Origin of the sequence: Micromonospora sp. CA-269861, from assembly GCF_050948505.1 — a bacterium.
In the GTDB taxonomy this organism is placed as follows: domain Bacteria; phylum Actinomycetota; class Actinomycetes; order Mycobacteriales; family Micromonosporaceae; genus Micromonospora.
Genome location: NZ_CP192014.1, coordinates 3,793,802 through 3,811,439, shown reverse-complemented (window position 1 = coordinate 3,811,439; position 17,638 = coordinate 3,793,802). Strand labels below are relative to the sequence as shown.

Annotated in this window: 15 protein-coding genes; 5 read left to right on the top strand and 10 right to left on the bottom strand. The window is 71.3% G+C overall.

From position 1 onward, the window contains the following. Window positions 1-14 precede the first annotated feature (14 nt). Window positions 15-3,101, bottom strand: a complete 3,087-nt coding sequence (locus tag ACQP0U_RS17685) for a BTAD domain-containing putative transcriptional regulator (RefSeq protein WP_433308377.1) — start codon at window positions 3,099-3,101, stop codon at window positions 15-17. Between the two features lie 174 nt (window positions 3,102-3,275). Between ACQP0U_RS17685 and ACQP0U_RS17680 the strand changes: the two genes are divergently transcribed. Further along, window positions 3,276-4,019 (top strand): AfsR/SARP family transcriptional regulator, encoded by a 744-nt coding sequence (locus ACQP0U_RS17680; protein ID WP_433308375.1) that lies wholly within the window; start codon window positions 3,276-3,278, stop codon window positions 4,017-4,019. Window positions 4,020-4,067: 48 nt separating this feature from the next. On the opposite strand, the gene ACQP0U_RS17675 is transcribed toward ACQP0U_RS17680, so the two are convergent. Further along, a complete protein-coding gene (locus tag ACQP0U_RS17675; protein ID WP_433308373.1) occupies window positions 4,068-4,622 on the bottom strand; it encodes a hypothetical protein in 555 nt (184 codons plus the stop codon). A 39-nt stretch (window positions 4,623-4,661) separates the two neighbouring features. Continuing rightward, complete coding sequence (locus tag ACQP0U_RS17670) at window positions 4,662-5,609, bottom strand: hypothetical protein (protein WP_433308371.1); 948 nt, start codon at window positions 5,607-5,609, stop codon at window positions 4,662-4,664. A gap of 231 nt (window positions 5,610-5,840) precedes the next feature. Here ACQP0U_RS17670 and ACQP0U_RS17665 point away from each other — a divergent pair, with 231 nt between their 5' ends. From ACQP0U_RS17665 to ACQP0U_RS17655, 3 genes are all read left to right on the top strand, one after another. Continuing rightward, the gene (locus ACQP0U_RS17665) at window positions 5,841-7,715 is read left to right on the top strand and encodes an adenylyl cyclase (RefSeq protein WP_433308369.1); all 1,875 of its coding nucleotides are present in this window, start codon (window positions 5,841-5,843) and stop codon (window positions 7,713-7,715) included. A gap of 358 nt (window positions 7,716-8,073) precedes the next feature. Further along, a complete protein-coding gene (locus ACQP0U_RS17660) occupies window positions 8,074-8,220 on the top strand; it encodes a hypothetical protein (RefSeq protein ID WP_433308367.1) in 147 nt (48 codons plus the stop codon). Then, complete coding sequence (locus ACQP0U_RS17655) at window positions 8,220-9,458, top strand: YeiH family protein (RefSeq protein WP_433308365.1); 1,239 nt, start codon at window positions 8,220-8,222, stop codon at window positions 9,456-9,458. Before ACQP0U_RS17660 ends, ACQP0U_RS17655 begins: the two co-directional genes overlap by 1 nt. Before the next feature lie 69 nt (window positions 9,459-9,527). Here the strand turns inward: ACQP0U_RS17655 and ACQP0U_RS17650 are convergent, their stop codons facing one another. From ACQP0U_RS17650 to ACQP0U_RS17625, 6 genes are all read right to left on the bottom strand, one after another. Then, entirely contained in the window at window positions 9,528-11,012 is a 1,485-nt protein-coding gene (locus tag ACQP0U_RS17650) for an acyltransferase family protein (protein ID WP_433308363.1), read from the bottom strand. Window positions 11,013-11,140: 128 nt separating this feature from the next. Next, a complete protein-coding gene (gene wecB / locus ACQP0U_RS17645; RefSeq protein ID WP_433308361.1) occupies window positions 11,141-12,301 on the bottom strand; it encodes a non-hydrolyzing UDP-N-acetylglucosamine 2-epimerase in 1,161 nt (386 codons plus the stop codon). 7 nt (window positions 12,302-12,308) lie between these two features. Next, complete coding sequence (locus tag ACQP0U_RS17640; RefSeq protein WP_433308359.1) at window positions 12,309-13,172, bottom strand: choice-of-anchor P family protein; 864 nt, start codon at window positions 13,170-13,172, stop codon at window positions 12,309-12,311. A 6-nt stretch (window positions 13,173-13,178) separates the two neighbouring features. After that, window positions 13,179-14,771, bottom strand: coding sequence for a glycosyltransferase (locus tag ACQP0U_RS17635; protein WP_433308357.1), 1,593 nt, complete (start codon window positions 14,769-14,771; stop codon window positions 13,179-13,181). After that, window positions 14,761-15,303, bottom strand: coding sequence for a hypothetical protein (locus ACQP0U_RS17630; protein WP_433308355.1), 543 nt, complete (start codon window positions 15,301-15,303; stop codon window positions 14,761-14,763). Before ACQP0U_RS17630 ends, ACQP0U_RS17635 begins: the two co-directional genes overlap by 11 nt. Then, window positions 15,300-15,449 carry a peptidase gene (locus tag ACQP0U_RS17625; RefSeq protein WP_088989215.1) on the bottom strand — a complete coding sequence of 50 codons (150 nt, stop codon included), beginning with the start codon at window positions 15,447-15,449 and terminating at the stop codon, window positions 15,300-15,302. Before ACQP0U_RS17625 ends, ACQP0U_RS17630 begins: the two co-directional genes overlap by 4 nt. Window positions 15,450-15,626: 177 nt before the next feature. On the opposite strand from ACQP0U_RS17625, the gene ACQP0U_RS17620 reads away from it, so the two are divergent. Next, window positions 15,627-16,673, top strand: a complete 1,047-nt coding sequence (locus tag ACQP0U_RS17620) for an LCP family protein (RefSeq protein ID WP_433308353.1) — start codon at window positions 15,627-15,629, stop codon at window positions 16,671-16,673. 77 nt (window positions 16,674-16,750) lie between these two features. Here ACQP0U_RS17620 and ACQP0U_RS17615 read toward each other — a convergent pair whose 3' ends face one another. Then, complete coding sequence (locus ACQP0U_RS17615) at window positions 16,751-17,614, bottom strand: TylF/MycF family methyltransferase (protein ID WP_433308351.1); 864 nt, start codon at window positions 17,612-17,614, stop codon at window positions 16,751-16,753. Window positions 17,615-17,638 lie beyond the last annotated feature (24 nt).

Genomic DNA, 17,638 nt, shown 5'->3' with positions numbered 1-17,638 from the left:
CGCCGCACCGGTGTTCAGCCGGCCGATCGCAGCAGCGGCACCGGCTCGGCGTCGCCGAGCAGAGCACGGGCCTGCCGGGCCAGCAGGTGGTGCTGGGCCGCGTCGGCGAGTTGTTCGGCCATCCGGGCGTGCCGCGCCGCCTCCTGGTGCCGGTCGGCCGCCCGGTACGCGCCGGCCAGGCCGAGGTGCGCGTTGACCTCGGCCCGGCGGTAACCGATCTCCCGGCCCAGCCGCAACGCCTGGTGCAGCAACTCCAGTGCCGATGCCGGGCCGTGCAGGCCGAGCGTGGCGGTGCCGAGGGTAGCCAGGGCCTCCGCCTCGACCCGGCGTCGACCGATCGCCCGGGCGATGCTCAGACACTCCTGGGCGAGGCCGTGCGCCTTGGCGTGGTAGCCGAGGTCGACGTACGCGGCGGCGAGCTGGTCAAGGTCAGTCGCGACGCCGTAGCGGTTGCCCACCTGTCGACGGAGCACCACGGCCCGGGTGAGGTGCAGCACCGCCAGGCCGGGCCGGCCGAGCGCGCGCACACCGACCGCGAGGTTGTGCAGGACGTTGGCGATGTCGTTGAGCGGCTGCTCGGCGACCTCGAGGGACGTGTAACCCTCCATCGCCGCCTGCTGGGCCCGGACGGCGTCGTGCACCTGGCCCAGCTCCAACTGCACGACGCCGAGGTTGCCCAGGCAGCTCCACTCGGCGTGCCGGTTGCCCACCTCGCGGTAAAGCCGCAGCGCCTGCGCGTAGCACTCGCCCGCCTCGGTCAGCTGACCCTCCTCCCGGTGCACGATGCCCAGGTTGTTGAGAATGGACGCCTGCCCGGCACGGTTGCCCAGACGCAGCTGGATGGTCAGAGCCGTCTGGAACCGCCGCCGCGCGTCGGCGTAGTCGGCCCGGCTGGCGCTCAGTGTCGCCAGACTCGACTGCATCGCGGCCACCCCCGGGTCGTCGCCCTCACGTTGGGCCTGAGCCAGACCCAACTCGACGACCTCGCGCCATTCGCCGTGTGCCCCGGTCTCCTGGAGGTAGCCGCGCATCCGGTCGGCGAGGTGCCAGGCGATCTCACGTGGGCCGTGCTGTGCCACGTGCCGGATCGCGCTGAGCAGATTGGCGTACTCGGCGTGGAACCAGCTCGGCTGCTCGGGTTGCGCGGCCACCGCCGTGCGTCGGACCGAGCCGGCGGGTCGGGGGAGGAACGCCATCCGGGGGTAGTTGCGCCGCGCCAGCGCGTCGGCGATGGCCAGGTACCCGTGGAACAGCCGCCCCAGGGCTTCGGCGCGCTGGTCGACGGTGTCCTCGTGCTGGGACTGCTCTGCCGCGTACAGGCGGATGAGGTCGTGGGTCACGAACCGACCGCCCTGGGCGGCGGGGCGGACCAGGTGGCTGCTGGTCAGGGTGCGCAGCATGGCGTCGGCCGTGGACCAGTCGACGTCCGCCAGCGCAGCCAGATCCTCGGTGGTGAAGCAGTCGGTGGGGGTCGACCCGAGCAGTCGCAGCGCCCGCCGCTCGGCACCGCCGAGCCGTTGATAGGACGGTGTGATCGCAGCGCGCAGCGCCACTCGGGGGTCGCCGGGCACCGAGAGGCCGCCGAGCCGGTCTCCGTCCCGCAGTCGCCGCACGTACGCTCGGGCGTCGTCCGGACCGGTCGTGGACAGGTTGGCCGCCGCGATCCGCAACGCCAGCGGGAGATTTCCGCAGAGCGCGGCAAGGTCGTGGACGACATCCGGCGCCACCGTGAACCCGTGGTCCTGGAACACCGCGATGAGCAGGTCGGCCGCGGCATCCGGGCTGAGCGGGTCGAGACCGACGGCCCGCCCGCCGTGCAGCGCCACCAGCGCGCCGAGCGTGCTCCGGCTGGTCACGATCACCGCGCATCCGCCGGCGCCCGGCAGCAGCGGCTCGACCTGCTCCGCCGAGGCAGCGTCGTCCAGGACGATGAGGACGCGGCGACCGGCCAGCGCCGCCCGTAACGCGGCGGCACGGGCGTCGGTGGTGGCCGGTTGGGCTGCTGGGGGCACGCCCGAGTAGGTGAGCAGCTCGGACAGGACGTCGAAGGGGCGGGCCTGATTCCTGTGCTGGCCGCGCAGCCGCACGTACCACTGGCCGTCGGGGAACTCGTCTGCGAGTCGGTGACCCAGGTGGACGGCGAGGGCCGTCTTTCCGATGCCCGGAGCGCCCGACACGGACACCAGGGGTAGGCGACCCTCGCTGGCGGCGGCGACGATGGAGCGCCGGATGGCCTCGACTGTCGCGACTCGGCCGTGCAGCACGCCGATATCGGCCGGGAGCAACGACATCGGTGGCACCGCGGGGGTCGCCCTGGCCGCCGCCGGAGGTGGTCGCCAACTCAGCGCGGGGTCGGCGCGAAGCACGCCGTCGCGCAGCTCCCGCACCGCCGGCCCGGGGTCGACGCCCAGCTCCTCGGCGAGGATCGCGGCGAGCCGGCGGAAGGCGTCGAGGGCTTCGGCCTGCCGTCCGTCGCGATACAGCGCGAGCATCAGCTGCGCCCACAGCCCCTCGCGCAGCGGGCTGCGCCTGGTCGCCCGCCGTAGCTCCGCGAGGATTTCGGCGTGCCGACCGAGGGTGAGCTCAGTGTCGAAATAGACCTCGGCGGCGCGCGCCCACCGCTCGCTCAGCGCCGGCACGTCCTCGCGGTGCAGCACCTCGGAGTCGACATCCGTCAACGGCTCGCCGCGCCACAGCGCCAGCGCTTCCCGGAGCAGGTCGGCTCGGCGTCGTGGGTCGGCGGTGTGGCCGGCCGCCACGAGCGCGTCGAAGCGGGAGAGGTCGAGGGCGGCCGGGGGAAGCTCCAGGAGGTAACCGCCGGCGCGCGTCTCGATCAGCTCACCCGGGGGGCCCTCGATGGTCAAGGTGCTGCGCAGCCGCCGAACCAGCGAGTGCAGCGCGGCGCGCGCGTGGGCGGGCGCCCCGGTGCCCCAGACCCGGTCAACAAGCGTGGGGACGCTCACCGTCTCGCCCCGGTTGAGCAGGAGCGTGGCCAGCAATGCTCGCTGGCGGTTGGCCGGGACGGGGATCGGGCGGCCGTGTCGAGCGACGCGCAGCGTGCCGAGCACGGCGAAATCCCACTCCACAACGGCCCCCAGCATCGGCCGACCAGACGCCTCGCGACGTCGACCGACAGCGACGGTAACACGACGGTCCGACACGGCGGTGTCGTCGTTGACGCAGGGTGATCACCCAGATGCGGGGCGCGTGACAGCGCGATGACAGCGCTTCGACGATGGCCGCTGCGACGGTGCTCCGGGGATGAGGAGGAGCAGGTGACGCAGCTGGAGTTTCGTATTCTGGGGCCGATCGAGGCCGTCCGCGCCGGTCAGCCGGTGCGCCTGGCGGGCCCACAGCAGCGCTCGGTGCTGGCGGCGCTGCTGCTGGCACGCGGCCGGATGGTGCCGGTGGGCCGGCTGGTACGCCTGCTCTGGGCCGAGCAGCCACCGGCGACGGCGCGTACCCAACTGCGCAAGCGGGTCTCCGAGCTGCGCGCGGCGCTCGGGGCCGACCGCATCCGCTCCTGGCGCGACGGTTACGCGGTCCGGTTGGAGGCAGGTGAGCTGGACCTCGACCGGTTCGTCGACGAGGTGCGACGGGCCGCTGTGCTGCGCGACGCGGGCCGGCCGGCCGAGGCGTCAGCCGTGTTGACGGCGGCTCTCGGCTGGTGGCGCGGGCCGGCGTTGGCCGACGGCACCGAGGAGCTGACCGACGCGGAGGCGGCGCACCTGGAGGAGGCGCGGCTCGCCGCGATCGAGCAGCGGATGGCCGTGCGGTTGGACCTGGGCCACCACCCGCAGGTGATCGGTGAGCTGATCACGTTGGTACGCCGGCACCCGTTCCGAGAGCGGCTGCGCGGACAGCTGATGCTGGCGCTGCACCACAGTGGACGTACGGCCGACGGCCTGGGTGTCTACCGGGACTGGCGGGCCGAGTTGTCGGCGCAGCTCGCCATCGAACCGGGACGGGAGCTACGCGAACTGCACCGCGCCCTGCTGTCCGGGGATGTCTCCCGCTGAAAACGGTGGTGCCGGGCGAGGGCTGGATGGCCCCCGCCCGGCTGGCCGTCATACGCAGGAGACGCCCCAGTAGTGCGAGCTGATCTGGTTGTCGGCGGGGGTGCCGTCCCTGAACGACTGATAGCCGAGGGTGAAGTCAGCCCAGTAGTCGCCGCGGGAGAGGCACATGCTGGATCCGCTCAGGAACGTCCCGGCGTGCATCCGTACCGCGTCGTAGGTGTGGGGGACCCCGTTGTTCCAGACCGACGTGGCGATGTCGTCGAAGCCGTAGTCGCCGCCGCAGCCCCACTGGCCGGTCGTGGCGGCGCCGCCCGGGTTGATCCAGTTTCTGGCGTTGCCCGCCCAGGCGCACCAGCGGCCACCCCACCAGGCGTGCTCGTAGGCGTAGAAGTAGCCGTCAGCCGCTGCCGCCGTTCGCACGCCGTCCGACGGGGTTCTCCGGGGCACGTCGACCCGCTCAGCCCGGCCGTCGCGGTCCGACGGCGCAGCCTGGCTGGCCGACCCGGCCGGCCCGGGTTGCGCGGGGGAGGCGGCCGCCGGCGTGCCGGACAGCAGCGTGGCGAGCATCGCGCCCCCCGCCATGACCAGGTGGATACGTCTCATCTCGTCCTCCTTCTCGCCGGGCGACCATCGCCTCGGCGTTCATTCGTGCTCGGCGGCGGCCATGGCCCGGGCCCGGGGGAGAGCCCCGTGCTCCAGCCGGTTCCTGGCCGCCACGTCCTGGTGGTACGCGGCCGTCAGCTCGTCGCCGTGGCGGGCGTCCAGCGCCCGTGTCGCCGCGGCGAGGCCGTTCTGGGCGCACCGCGCCTCGGCGACCGCCGCGGCGATCTCGTGCGCCCGCCCCCGGGTGCCGACGCTCTCCCGCAACCGCTCGGGAGTGTCCGCGGCGTACCCCTGTTGCCGCAGGCACCGCGCCCAGGGCCGGAGCGCGGCCGTCCAGGCGGGATCGGCGAGGACCCGCCGCTGCCGCAGGTACGTCAGGTCGGCGACCACCTTGCTCGACCGGTACCACTCGGCCAGGTCGCCGTAGAGCAGTCGCTGCGCCTCTGACGTGCACCCCTCGGCGCTGCGCCGCATCACGCCGCCGGAGGGGAGCCGCGCCTCCAGCCCTTCCGGGCGGGCGCCGTTGAGCGCGGCCAGGAACGCCTCCCGGCGCTCGGGGGACAGGCCGCTGACGTAGCGCTGGTTGGGGTCGGCGCGCCGGCGGGCGTCGACCGCCTCCACCAGGTCCGAGCCGAAACCGTGCTTCCGCGCCCACGCGACGTCGTCGACGACGTACGGGAAGGAGAGCAGCTCATCGGCGGGTGGCGACGTGCCCAGCCACATCTGGAATCCGGCGCGGATCATGCACTCCCGGGTGAGAAGTGACTCGGCGCGGATGAGGATCCGCCGATCCTCGGCCCCGACGGGTCCGGCCGGTGCCGGGTCGGTTGACGGTGTGCTGATCGGCGCCGTTCGGGCCGACGTCGAGCCGGGCCGGGCTCCGGCGATCGACGACGCGGCCAACGGCAGTGCCACGGCGAGGGTGACGATGACGACGATCGCCCGCCGACCGGGCCGGAGGGCTCCGGGTGTTCCGGGTACTCGCATGGGCCGAGCAGACCAGCGCGGTGTTCCCTTTTCGTACCGTCGCCGTACCGCGTGCGTGCGGCTCGCCAACATTCGCGGTGCGGCGCTCGTGGCGTGCGGACGGATTAACGGGTAGAAACATGTCAACCCCTTCCGGTCCGGCCCAACCTCCGGCGGCAAGGGTCAGAGAGCGCTCTCACAGCCCCCAGCTGTGCCGGGGAACACGTCCGGCCAGCGGAGAGGACGAACCACATGACAGCCCCGTCCCCAGCCGTGCGTCGGAGATCCGGTCGCACCCTCCTGCTCGCCCTGGTGTTGACCACCGCCACCACGATGACCAGCACGGCGGCCACCGCCGGCCGCCCGACGCACGGCGCACCCGACTTCGGTCCGAACGTGACGATCTTCGACCCGTCGATGCCGGTCGGCGAGATCCAGCAGACCCTCGACGCGGCGCACGCCCGGCAGGTCGACAACGAGATGGGCACCGCGCGGCACGCCTACCTGTTCAAGCCGGGCACGTACGGCACGGCCGAGCAGCCGTTGCAGGCCAAGGTCGGCTACTACACCGAGGTGTCCGGCCTGGGCGCCTCGCCCACCGACGTCGCGATCAACGGCAAACTCGAGGTCTACAACCGCTGCCTGGCCGACGGCGGCACCGGCAACTGCCTCGCGCTTGTCAACTTCTGGCGCACCCTGTCCAACCTCTCGCTCACGATCAACGCGGCCGGTCAGGACGGCTGCCGGTCGTCGGCGAACTTCTGGGCGGTGTCCCAGGCGGTGTCGATGCGCCGGCTCAACATCGGCGGCGGCGGTCTGTCGCTGATGGACTACTGCACCGCCGGCCCGCAGTACGCCAGCGGCGGGTTCATCGCCGACTCGCGGCTGCCCGCGACCACGAACGGCTCACAGCAACAGTGGTTGACCCGCAACAGCGAGGTCGGCGGCTGGTCCAACGCGGTGTGGAACCAGGTGTTCGCGGGGGTCGAGGGCGCGCCTGACGACGCCACGTTCCCCGATCCGCCGTACACCACCCTGGAGACGACCCCGGTCAGCCGGGAGAAGCCGTACCTCTTCGTCGACGGCAAGGGTCGCTACCAGGTACGGGTGCCCGCCGCGCAGCGCGACAGCCGGGGCGTCTCCTGGGCCGACGGCATGACGCCGGGGCGGACCATCGGGATCGGGGACTTCTTCATCGCCAAGCCGTCCGACTCGGTACGGGTCATCAACAGCCAGTTGGCGCGCGGCAAGCACCTGCTGCTCACCCCCGGCACGTACGACATCGCCCGCAGCATCGAGGTCAGGCGGCCGGACACCGTGGTGCTCGGTATCGGGCACGCCACGCTCACCGCCGTGAACGGCGCGATCCCGCTGGACGTGGCAGATGTCCCCGGGGTGATCGTCGCCGGTGTCACGATCGACGCCGGCACCGTCGAGTCGCCGGTCCTGTTGCGGGTCGGACGCCAGCACGGCCGCGACGCGAGCAACCCGCGCAACCCGACCACGCTGTCCGACGTGTACTTCCGGGTCGGCGGCCCGCACATCGGGCGGACGAACACCGCGCTGGAGGTCAACAGCGACAACGTGCTCATCGACCACACGTGGGTGTGGCGCGGCGATCACGGCGTGGAGGGCTTCACCGAGGGTGTCAACGGTGACACCGACCGCTGGCGTACCAACACCGGTCGGTACGGCGCCGTCATCAACGGCGACCACGTGACCGCGACCGGCCTGTTCGTCGAGCACTTCCAGCGCTACAACACGGTCTGGAACGGCGAGCACGGCACCACGATCCTCTACCAGAACGAGCTGCCGTACGACCCGCCGACGCAGGCCGACTGGATGAACGGCGCGGTCGAGGGCTGGGCCGGGTACAAGGTCGGTGACCGGGTGCGTCACCACACCCTGTACGGCGGCGGGGTGTACGTCTTCAACCAGAACAACCCGTCGATCCACACCGAGAACGGCTTCGAGGTGCCGAACCGACCGGGGGTGCGGCTGCACCACATCATGACCGTCAACCTCAGCGCCGGAACGATCGACCACGTGGTCAACGGTGTCGGTGACGCGGCCGACATGACCAGGGTCGGCGCTCCGGTCTACCTGACCCAGTACCCGACCTCATAGCGGTTCGGGCGTAGCGACGGTGCCGGAGCCGGCGTTGGCTCCGGCACCGTCCTAGGTGGCGAGAATCCCCGTCAACGGTCTTGAATTCCTATCGTGTCGGTAGGAAAATATGGGAATGCCGGTTGGTCCGTTCCTCACCTCGCGTCGGGTCGTCGACCTGATGCGGACCGCCAGTGAGCTCTGTCCGGGCGCACCGACCACCCACTGAGCACCGCAGCACCGCACTCCTCCTCCGGCCGCACGGCCGGATCGCGCGTCGGCTCGTGACCTCCGCTCACCGGCGCGGCTCCGCACGCTCGTCACCGCACGCCCGACCGATCCGGCACCGCCGGATCGGTTCACAACCATGGAGTACGCCATGACATCCGACCAGTCACCGCCCACCCCACCGACGGCCGGCGAGTCCCGGCTCGCGTTCAACGAGGACTGGGTGGCGACCATCCTCGGCCTGGCCCTGCTCGCGCTGGTCCTGCTCGGTGCCATCCCCGCCGGGCTGGTGCCCTGATGACCGCCGACGCGACCCGCACGGGCAGTGAGGCCGACACGGCCGACGCCACCGGTGTCGACGACGCCACCCGCGCTGACGACGCGCAGGCCGACGACCTGGTCGAGCCCGCCAGTTCGGCGACCACCGCCGATCCGGTGGAGCCGACGAGCGTGGCGCGTGACGGGGCGTTCTGGGCCTGGACGGCGCTCGGTCTGCTGATCGTGGTCGGTCTCGCCGCGTTCACCCGCTACCTGGAGCAGAACGTCCCGGCCTGGGCCGAGGGCACGGCCGTCGAGGACATCGGGGCGGCGATCGAGTACCCGGTCTACGCGATCCTGCTCGGCCTGCTCGGCAACGTCGCCGTCACGGTGCTCGGGTGGCGGGACCGGATCGCCGCCGCGTTCCGGACCGAGTTCTTCATCAAGACGGGTCTGGTGCTGCTGGGGGCGTCGATCAACCTGGCCGTCATCGCCAGCGCCGCCGGACCGGCGATCGCCCAGGCGATCCTGCTGATCAGCGGGGTCTTCCTGTTCACCTGGTGGTTGGCCGGCAGGTTCGGCCTCGACGACAAGCTGCGGGCGCTGCTCGCGTCGGCGGTGTCGATCTGTGGGGTCAGCGCGGCGATCGCCGCCGCCGGTGCGGTGCGGGCGCGTCGTGAGCAGTTGGCCTACACGGCGAGTCTGGTCATCGTCTTCGCGCTGCCGTCCATCTTCATCCTGCCCTGGTTGGCCGACGTGTTCGGGCTCTCCGACGCGGTGGCCGGCGCCTGGATCGGTGGCAACATCGACACCACCGCCGCCGTCACCGCCGCGGGAGCCCTCGCCGGTGAGGAGGCGCTCCAGATCGCCAGCATCGTCAAGGTCACCCAGAACGCCCTGATGGGTGTGGTCGCGGTCGCGCTGACCGCGTACTTCACGCTGCGGGTGGAACGACGGCCCGGCGCGGCCCGACCGGGCCTCGGTGAGCTGTGGACGCGGTTCCCGAAGTTCGTCCTCGGCTTCATCGCGGCCTCGGTCATCGCCACCTGGTACCTCGACGGGGCCGGTGCGGACGGCAAGGCCACCATCGCCATCGTCAACGACCTGCGCGTCTGGTTCCTGATCCTGGCCTTCGTCAGCATCGGTCTGGAGGTCCGGGTCGCGTCGCTGCGGGAGGCGGGCTGGCGACCGGTGGCGGTGTTCGCCAGTGCCACAGTGTTCAACCTGGCGTTGGCGCTCGGCCTGGCGTCCCTGCTGTTCCGCAACTTCTCGGCCTGAGTCGGCCGGCCCGCCGCCCCTGCGGACGGTGGTGGGGCCGGAGCCGCGTTGGCTCCGGCCCCATCGCGATCAGCGGGGTGGAGTCGTCGAGGTGGTCGGAGCGCGGTGCGACCGGCCCGATCGGGTGTGCGAGGTGGGTGTCTTCACCGGCTCGAACGGAAGGTCCTTCCTGGTCCGTTCCGGGATCGCCAGGAACGACGCCGCCGTCTGGTTGTGCCGCTTGGCGCGACGAGGTGTGGACGCCGCGGCCGGGGTGTTCTTCGTCGAGCGGCTGTGCCGGGCACCGGCCTTGTGCCGGCCGGTGCCGCTGGCGCCGGTGCGCGCCTCGGCTCCCGCGACGGTCACCGGGCTGGGAATCAGCACGGGGCGTGCGCTGGTGGCGCGGCCCGCGCGCCGGTGCCGTGCGCGCCCGCTGCCGGTCTTGAACCCGAGGGCGGGACGTTCCACCAGGTGCCAGGATCCGACGGCGAACAGGAGGGCGCCGAGCAGGCTCAGCACGATGTAGCCGAGCATCCCGAACCGGGTTCCGCCGAGCAGGGCGATCATCTGCTGCACGGGGAAGCCGTAGATGTAGATGCCGTACGTGTAGTCATGTCGGCGGCTGATGCCGGACAGCCGCTTCGGCAGCGCGACGGCCGCGAAGAGCACCAGGTAGGCGAACGCCGGCAGACCCACAGCGAAGAAGCCGCCCAGCCAGAGCGAGCCGACCAGCGCGACGCCGGCCAGCACGGCCAGCTCCCTGGTCACCGGAATCCGGTGTGCGTACAGGCGGGCGGCGGCGCCGAGCAGGAACAGGAAGCCGAGCATCAGCGTCCAGTCGGCGGCGAACGCGCCGAGCAGCGGGAACGGCCCGATCGCACCGTGTTGCGGCGGGCGGGAGCTCCAGGTCGGTGCCGTGAAGAAGTCCCGCAGGATCAGGGCGTAACAGATGGCGGTCAGGACGAGCACCGCACGAGGGGCCCGGTGCAGCACCGAGGTCAGCACGAGGATGGCGACGATGCCGTAGAACGCCAGGTCGTACCGCAGAGTCCACAGTGAGCCGTCGAACGCGCTCGGTCCGCCGACGATCAGGCCGTACGGGGTGTCGGCCAGCAGCCCGGAGATGGGGAACTGCTCCATCGAGGCGAGGAAGTTCGTCGTGACGTAGTCGAAGGGCCCCTCGGGGTGCCCCCAGAACCCGTCGAGGTTGCCGTTCTCGTACAGCGCCGCCAGCGGCGCGAAGACGAACGCGGTGACCAGCAGGCAGGCCCACAACCCGGGGAAGACCCGCAGTACGCGGGCGCGGACGTACTGGCGCAGCGTGGAGCGCAGGGCGCTGTCGGTGATGAGGAATCCGGAGATCAGGAAGAATCCGTACAGGCACATGGTGCCGAGGTCGCTCTGCCGGCCGAAGGTGGCCGCCCCGAGGTTGTGCTGGCCGAAGCCGAGCGGGCCGGCGTGCGCGATGATCACGCCGCACGCCATCGCCAGCCGAAGTACGCCGAAGGCGTTGTGCTGGGCGGAGTATCTGCCCTGCAGCGTCGCGGAACGCTGCTCGTTTAACCTCGCCTGCACCTGACGACTCCTCTGATCACTGAACTGTTCGGACGACAGATCGGAGCGCTGCCGATCGATGTGCCAATTATCAGTGGGTCAAAGAGCTTTGTCCGGATTTTGGGTTGATTGTCCCTATCGGTCAGGGTTCAGGTGACGGCAGCGGCGGCGCGGCGACGCTGCACGACACGACGGGCCGGAACGTTCAGGAGCCCCGCAAGGGCGACGACGGAGCGGTCACTCGCCCGCCCGTCGCCGAACGGCGAATCGACGACGGCGGCCCGACCGCTGGCGAGGTGGCGCAGCCCGGCCGACAGGAGCCGTTCGGGGTCGGTGCCCACCAGCTCGCCGCGGCCCGGCGTCAGGGCCTCCGGACGTTCCGTGGTGTCCCTGGTGACCAGCAACGGCACCCCCAGTGTGGCGGCCTCCTCCTGGAGCCCGCCCGAGTCGGTGACGACCAGGTCGGCTGCGCGTAGCAGCCCGACCATCTGCGGATAGGGCAGCGGCGGCGTGACCCGGGCATTGGTGATTCCCGCGAAGCCCGCGGTGACCTCCGCGCTGAGCTGCGGATTCGGATGGGTGACCATGACGATCTGAACGTCGGGGCACGCGCGTGCCAAGCGGCGAAGCCCGTCCACTGTGGCGGCGACCCCGTGGCCCCAGTTCTCCCGGCGGTGCACGGTGGCGACGACGAGCTTGCGGGCCGGCTCGACCCAGTCCGGTGCCTGCGCCGTGCCGCGCGCGACGAGGTCCTGGAGGGCGTCCACGACGGTGTTGCCGGTCACCACTATCGCCTCGGAGCGAATGCCCTCACCGATGAGGTTCGCCCTGGCCGCCTGGGTGGGTGCCAGGTGCAGTGCGGCGATCCGGGCGAGCATGGCCCGGTTGGCCTCCTCCGGGAACGGCCGGTCCAGGTCGTTGGTCCGCAGTCCGGCCTCCAGGTGGACGACCGGGACGTGCCGCCAGAACGCGGCCGTCCCGCCGGCCAGGGCGGTCGTGGTGTCCCCTTGCACCACGACCGCCGCTGGACGGTGGTGTGTGAGCAGCTCGTCGATTCCCGTGATCAGTGCTGCCGCCAGTTCGGCAAGCGAGCCGGTACGCCGTTGCGGGCGCATGCTCACCTCCGGACGGAGACCGAACGGAGCGAGTGCCTCGGCGACGCGTCCCGGCTGTTGACCGGTATCCGCCACCCGTACCGTGAACCTCGGATCATCGAGGAGACGGCGGACCAGAGGCGCGGTCTTCACTCCTTCCGGCCTGGTGCCGGCCAGGATCAGGACCTCTCGCGGTGTCGACCTGCTCGCACACATGTGGGGGTCAGCTCCGGGCAGCCGCGCGGCGACGCCGGTAGAGCGAGAACCCGCCGGTGGTGCCGGCCACGAGCGCGCCGATACCGAGCGCGAGCGGTGCCCCGGCGAGCGGGATCACCGGAATGGGGGGCGCGACCGCGTTGGCCCCGCAGCTCGACGTGCCGATGGTGACCCCGGCCAGCGCCCCACCGAGCGCCGTCAGGTTCAGCGCCGTGACGGTGAGCTGACCCACGCCGGAGCTGGACTGGTCGTTGAGGGTCAGGTCGAGAAGCCCCGGGATGCTCAGGCCCGTGTCCGGCGCCGGGTTGGCCGGCAGGCTGAGCAGGGTCGTCTCGATGCCCAGGACCGTCGAGACGATCCGGGCGTTGACCAGACTCGCGGTGCCCGTCGCCGACGGGCTGCTGGTGGCGGTGCACGACGAGTAGATGGCGTCGGCGACGAGTGAGATCGAGGCGAGGCCGCTGGTCCCGAGGGTCAGGGTCACCGCGGCGCCCGGCGTGACGAGGCACGATCCACCGGGGCCGATGGTGATCGAGCCGCCGGTGCCGAGCACACCGGCGCAGGCCGCCGACGTGCCGTCGTTGAACGCCCGGACGCTCTGGCCCAGCACGCCGGCGGTGATGACGGTCTGCGCGCCGAGCACGGCCAGCGGGGGATTCTGGTTACCGGAGATCGACTCGGTCGTGCCGTCGTTGGTGGCCGACGCCGTGCCGGAGCTGGCGAGGCCACCACCGAGCAGGCTGATCTGAAGCGCCGAGGCGGAGGACTGGGAGGTGTCGGCCATCGCCGGAGAGGCCGCCAGGACGACCATGGCGAGGCCACCGGCCAGCACCGCGGCGGTGCGGGCGAGACCGGATCTAACTCGTGGCATAGATGTCTACTTTCTGATGTGGGCGATTGCGGGGCGGTCTGTGGTGGGGGTGGTGAGGTGTGTGAGGTGACTGAGGTGCCGGGGCGGCCGGATCGACCGGGGTCCGTCGCTGCGGCCCTTCCGGCGGCGCCCCCCGTCCCGGTCCCGAGCAGGAACGTCGGCAGGTGGTTGCACCCGGCTCGGCTGGGTCGGCACGGCGGCCCGCCCCACGGCCGTCAGGCCGACGGCCACTCGGCCCACGGCCCGAGCCGGGGCCGGTTGGGGCTGCGGATCGCCGGCACGGGCGGTCTTCTGCCAGTCCGTGCGGGCCGTCAGCATGCGGGCGAAGGCCAACCAGACCGCCAGCGACTGGGCGTAGCTGTACAGCCAGTGGCAGACACCGAGCAGCAGGGCCTTGGACATCGACAGCTGCGGCTCACAACGGATCCGGTAGACGATGCCCCACAGGGCGAACGGTCCGATGCCGAAGACGAGCACCAGCGGGGGTACGCCCCAGCCGCCACTGCTCCACCAGCCGCGAAGTCCGCCCATGGTGTTGTCGATGTAGTACGACATCACCACCAGGCAGGCGACGTAGATCGGTGTGCCGAGCAGTTGGGCCCACGGTGCGGCCAGGAAGTGGGCGATCTCCAGGGTGGCCGAGTTGCGGATTCGCGGCGAGCGCAGCACCTTGCCCAGATAGCGGCCACACTGCATCGACCCCTGGGCCCAGCGGGTGCGCTGCCGCACCAGCGGGCGGATCCGGGTCAACGCCTCCTGCGCCACCCAGCTCTCCGGGCAGTACTCGGTGCGCCCGCCGGCCAGCAGGATGTGCAGGCCCAGCTCGAAGTCCTCCAGGAGGGCGCCGTGCCACGGTGTGCCGTGCTGGTCGGCGATCTCGTTGAGCAGGGACAGCCGGGTGAACTGCCCGTTGCCGCCCATCGCCACGCTGCCGGTGCGCCGACGTAGCGACTGCATGGCGGCGATCGGGGCGCGGAACTCCATGTCCTGCAGTCGGATCAGCAGCCGTCCCCAGCCACTGACCTCGGTCGCCGGCGCGTACCGGCGCGGTGCGCACTGGAGCATCCGCACCTCCACCTGCACGGCGCCGACCTCCGCCGAGCCGAAGTACTGACGGCCGGAGAGGGCGACGGGACCCTGGGGGTCGAGTCGGCTGTCCGCGTCCAGGACGCCGACGATCACGCGCGTACGGTCCGCGTTGGCGGGCAACGACTGCTCGATGCGTCGCCAGGCGGCGTTGAGCGCGGCGCCCTTGCCCTGCCGTGCGTCGGGCAGCTGACGCTGGACCACGTGCACCCGCGGCTGGTCGGCGAAGGCTGCCAGCTCAGTGAGGGTGCCGTCGTCGGACGCGTCGTCGACGCACCAGACGGTCGCCTGCGGGAAGTCGCACAGTAGACGCCGCACGGTGTCGCCGACGACCGACGCCTCGTTGCGGCACGGCACGATGATGTGCCAGTCGAAGCTGTCCGGGCTGCCGCCCCGACTACGCACGCTCTTCAGGTGGAACACCAGGATGCTCAGCACGTACGCGCAGAAGCTGACGCACAGCAGGAACGCCGCCGTGTTGAGCAGGGCGAGGGACTGCGTCTCAGTGGACACCGGCGACCGTCCCGGAGATCCGCTTGGTCCGGCTGACCAGGACCACGAAGAGGATCGTGACGGCGATCAGACCGGCGGTCGTGATCACTGAGCCGATCAGCACGTGGCTGCGTTCGTAGCCCAGCTTGAAGCCCCAGGTCTGCATCGAGAGCACCACTGCGCCGAGTCGGAGCTGGTTGACCGTGACGAGCAGCACGACGGCCATCGCCAGGGCGTTCAGTCCACGTGTCAGTGAGATGCGGCGGAACCCGATCAACGTCGACGCGAGCACGATCGGCGGGATCAGCAGCATGGCGACCGAACAGCCGCTGGAGACCATGAAGCCGACCCAGCGCTCGTCCAGCGGGAAGATCACGGCCGCCCCGATGGATTTGGTGTCCGCCAAGCCGACGGCGTTGACGAGACGAGCGTTCAGCCAGGCCTCCGCGCTGGCGATGTCGTGCCACCGCCAGAGGGTGGCGACGGCGACGGCGACTCCGATCAGGCCACCCGCGCCGGCGCGCAGCCACGACCCGCGTCGGGGACCTGTCATCGCTCGCGGCCCAGCATGGCGACGAGCCACAGTGCCAGACCCAGCACGACCAGCCCGACGCCGACCAGCAACCAGGACTGAACGGCAACCCCGGTGGCGGCGAGGCCGCCACCGATGTGTGGCCCCTTGGTGGGTACTCCGTACATGCCAACTCCCTCGCTAAACCTGAAGGCCAGAATGGCACCGGCTAATCGGGCAAAGAGGATAAAGCGGCATACAGACCCTAAAGAGTGATTAAATGCTTCATGAGGGTGAGGTGGACAGCTGGATCCCTTGCCCCGCAACAGGTTCAGCGTCCCGAGAGTCGTGCAGAGGTGGTCAAGATGGTGACCGGTATCCCCGGCCGCACGGTCACGCCGGCGCCGTCGAGGTGGCGGGCGACGGCGGGCTGGAAGAAGGCGGGCCTCGCCCTGCTCCTGATGTTCGGCGTGCTCTGCGCGGGCCTCGTCACCGCCGGCTTCGGCCTCAAGCACCGGTACGAGAGCCGGGTGCAGCGCGAGGACATCCTCGGCGAGGGCACCCACGACGACCGCCGGTGGGAGTCCGGACCGCTCAATCTCCTGCTGCTCGGGTCGGACTCCCGCGACGGCGAGCCGGACCAGGCCCTCTACCCGGGGCAGCGGTCGGACACCATCATGCTGGTGCACGTCAACGCCGCGCGGGAGGCGGCAAGCGTCGTCTCCATCCCCCGGGACAGCTACGTCGACGTGCCCGCGGCGGGGCAGACCTGGGCCGGCGGCCCCAACAAGATCAATGCGGCGTTCGCGTTCGGCGGGGCCGCGCTGGCCGCCCAGACGGTCGCCAAGCTCACCGGGCTGCCACTCGACGGCGTGCTGGTGGCCAACTTCGCCGCCGTCCGCAAGCTCGTGGACGCGGTGGAGGGGATCAACGTCTGCCTGCCGTACACCGTCAAGTCCTCGGACACCGGCGTCACCTGGCCTGCCGGCTGCCACGACCTGGACGGCAAGGCGGCCGACGACCTGATGCGGCAGCGGCACGGCGTGCCCGGCGGCGACTTCGGCCGCATCCACGACCAGCAGCTCGTGGTACGCGCCCTGGCCGAGCGGGTCACCGCGACGAGTCTGCTCACCAGCCCGACCCGACTCGACCGGGTGCTCACCACGGCGGCCGAGTCACTCATCGTCGACCGCGACCTGAACCTCACCGACCTCGCTCTCGCCCTGCGCAAGGTGAAGCCGGAGACGGTCCAGTTCGTCACCGTCCCGTTCAGTGACGCGAACCTGCAGACCCCGGCCGGGTCCGCGGTGCGGCTGGACGAGGTCCGGGCCCCGGCGCTCTTCGCCGCTCTGCGCGAGGACCGGGTGGCGCAGTGGCTCGCGGCGAACCCGCAGGCACCACCGGCCAACTGAGCTGACTGAGCACGGGCACGAAGACGGCGGGTGGGAGGTCCTCGGACCTCCCACCCGCCGAGCCGGTCGGCGCAGCCCTAGCGCGACCGCCGCCAGTAGCGGCACGTCCAGTCCACCTGGTGCAGCTCGTCCTCGATGCCGTGCTCGGCACGGAAGTCGTCGACGGCCTGCTTGCAGCCGCGTACCGCGTGGTAGTCGTCGATGATCACGTAACCGCCGACGGAGAGCTTCGGGTAGAGCGAGCGCAGCGCCACCATCGTCGAGTCGTAGAGGTCCCCGTCGAGACGCATCACCGAGATCTGCTCCACCGGCGCGGTCGGCAGGGTGTCCGAGAACCAGCCCTTGAGGAACCGGACCTGGTCGTCGAGCAGACCGTACCGCTCGAAGTTCGCCTTCACCTGCTCCAACGACACCGCCAGGAAGGGCACCTGCCAGAGCGCGTCCTCGACGTCCTCGACCCGGTGCGCAGCCGGCTTCGGCAGCCCGCGGAACGAGTCGGCCACCCACACCGTCCGGTCCCGGTCGCCGTAGGCGCGCAGCATCCCACGCATGAAGATGACCGCCCCGCCCCGCCACACGCCGGTCTCGATCAGGTCGCCCGGCACGCCCCGCTCCAGCACGTCCTTGACGCACCGCTCCAGGTTGTCCAACCGGCGCAGCCCGATCATGGTCTCGGCCTCCGGCGGCCAGTCCCGGCCGGTGGCCCGCGCCTCCTCGTCGAAGGGGAACTGGAGCACCAGCTCCAAGCCCTTGCGTTGCAGCAGGTGTCGGCCGCGCTGGAGGATCCGGCCGTGCAGGGACCCCTGGCGTGGCTGGTAGGGCATCCACGTCTCGCGGAAGACGTACCGGGTCAGCGCCTTCTTGAGCAGATCGCAGTAGAGGGCGCGGGGGTCGTCCAGCGACGGCTCGGACGTCTGTGTCGGTACCAACATCTCACTCATCGGCCTATCTCCTTGTCAGTGTCG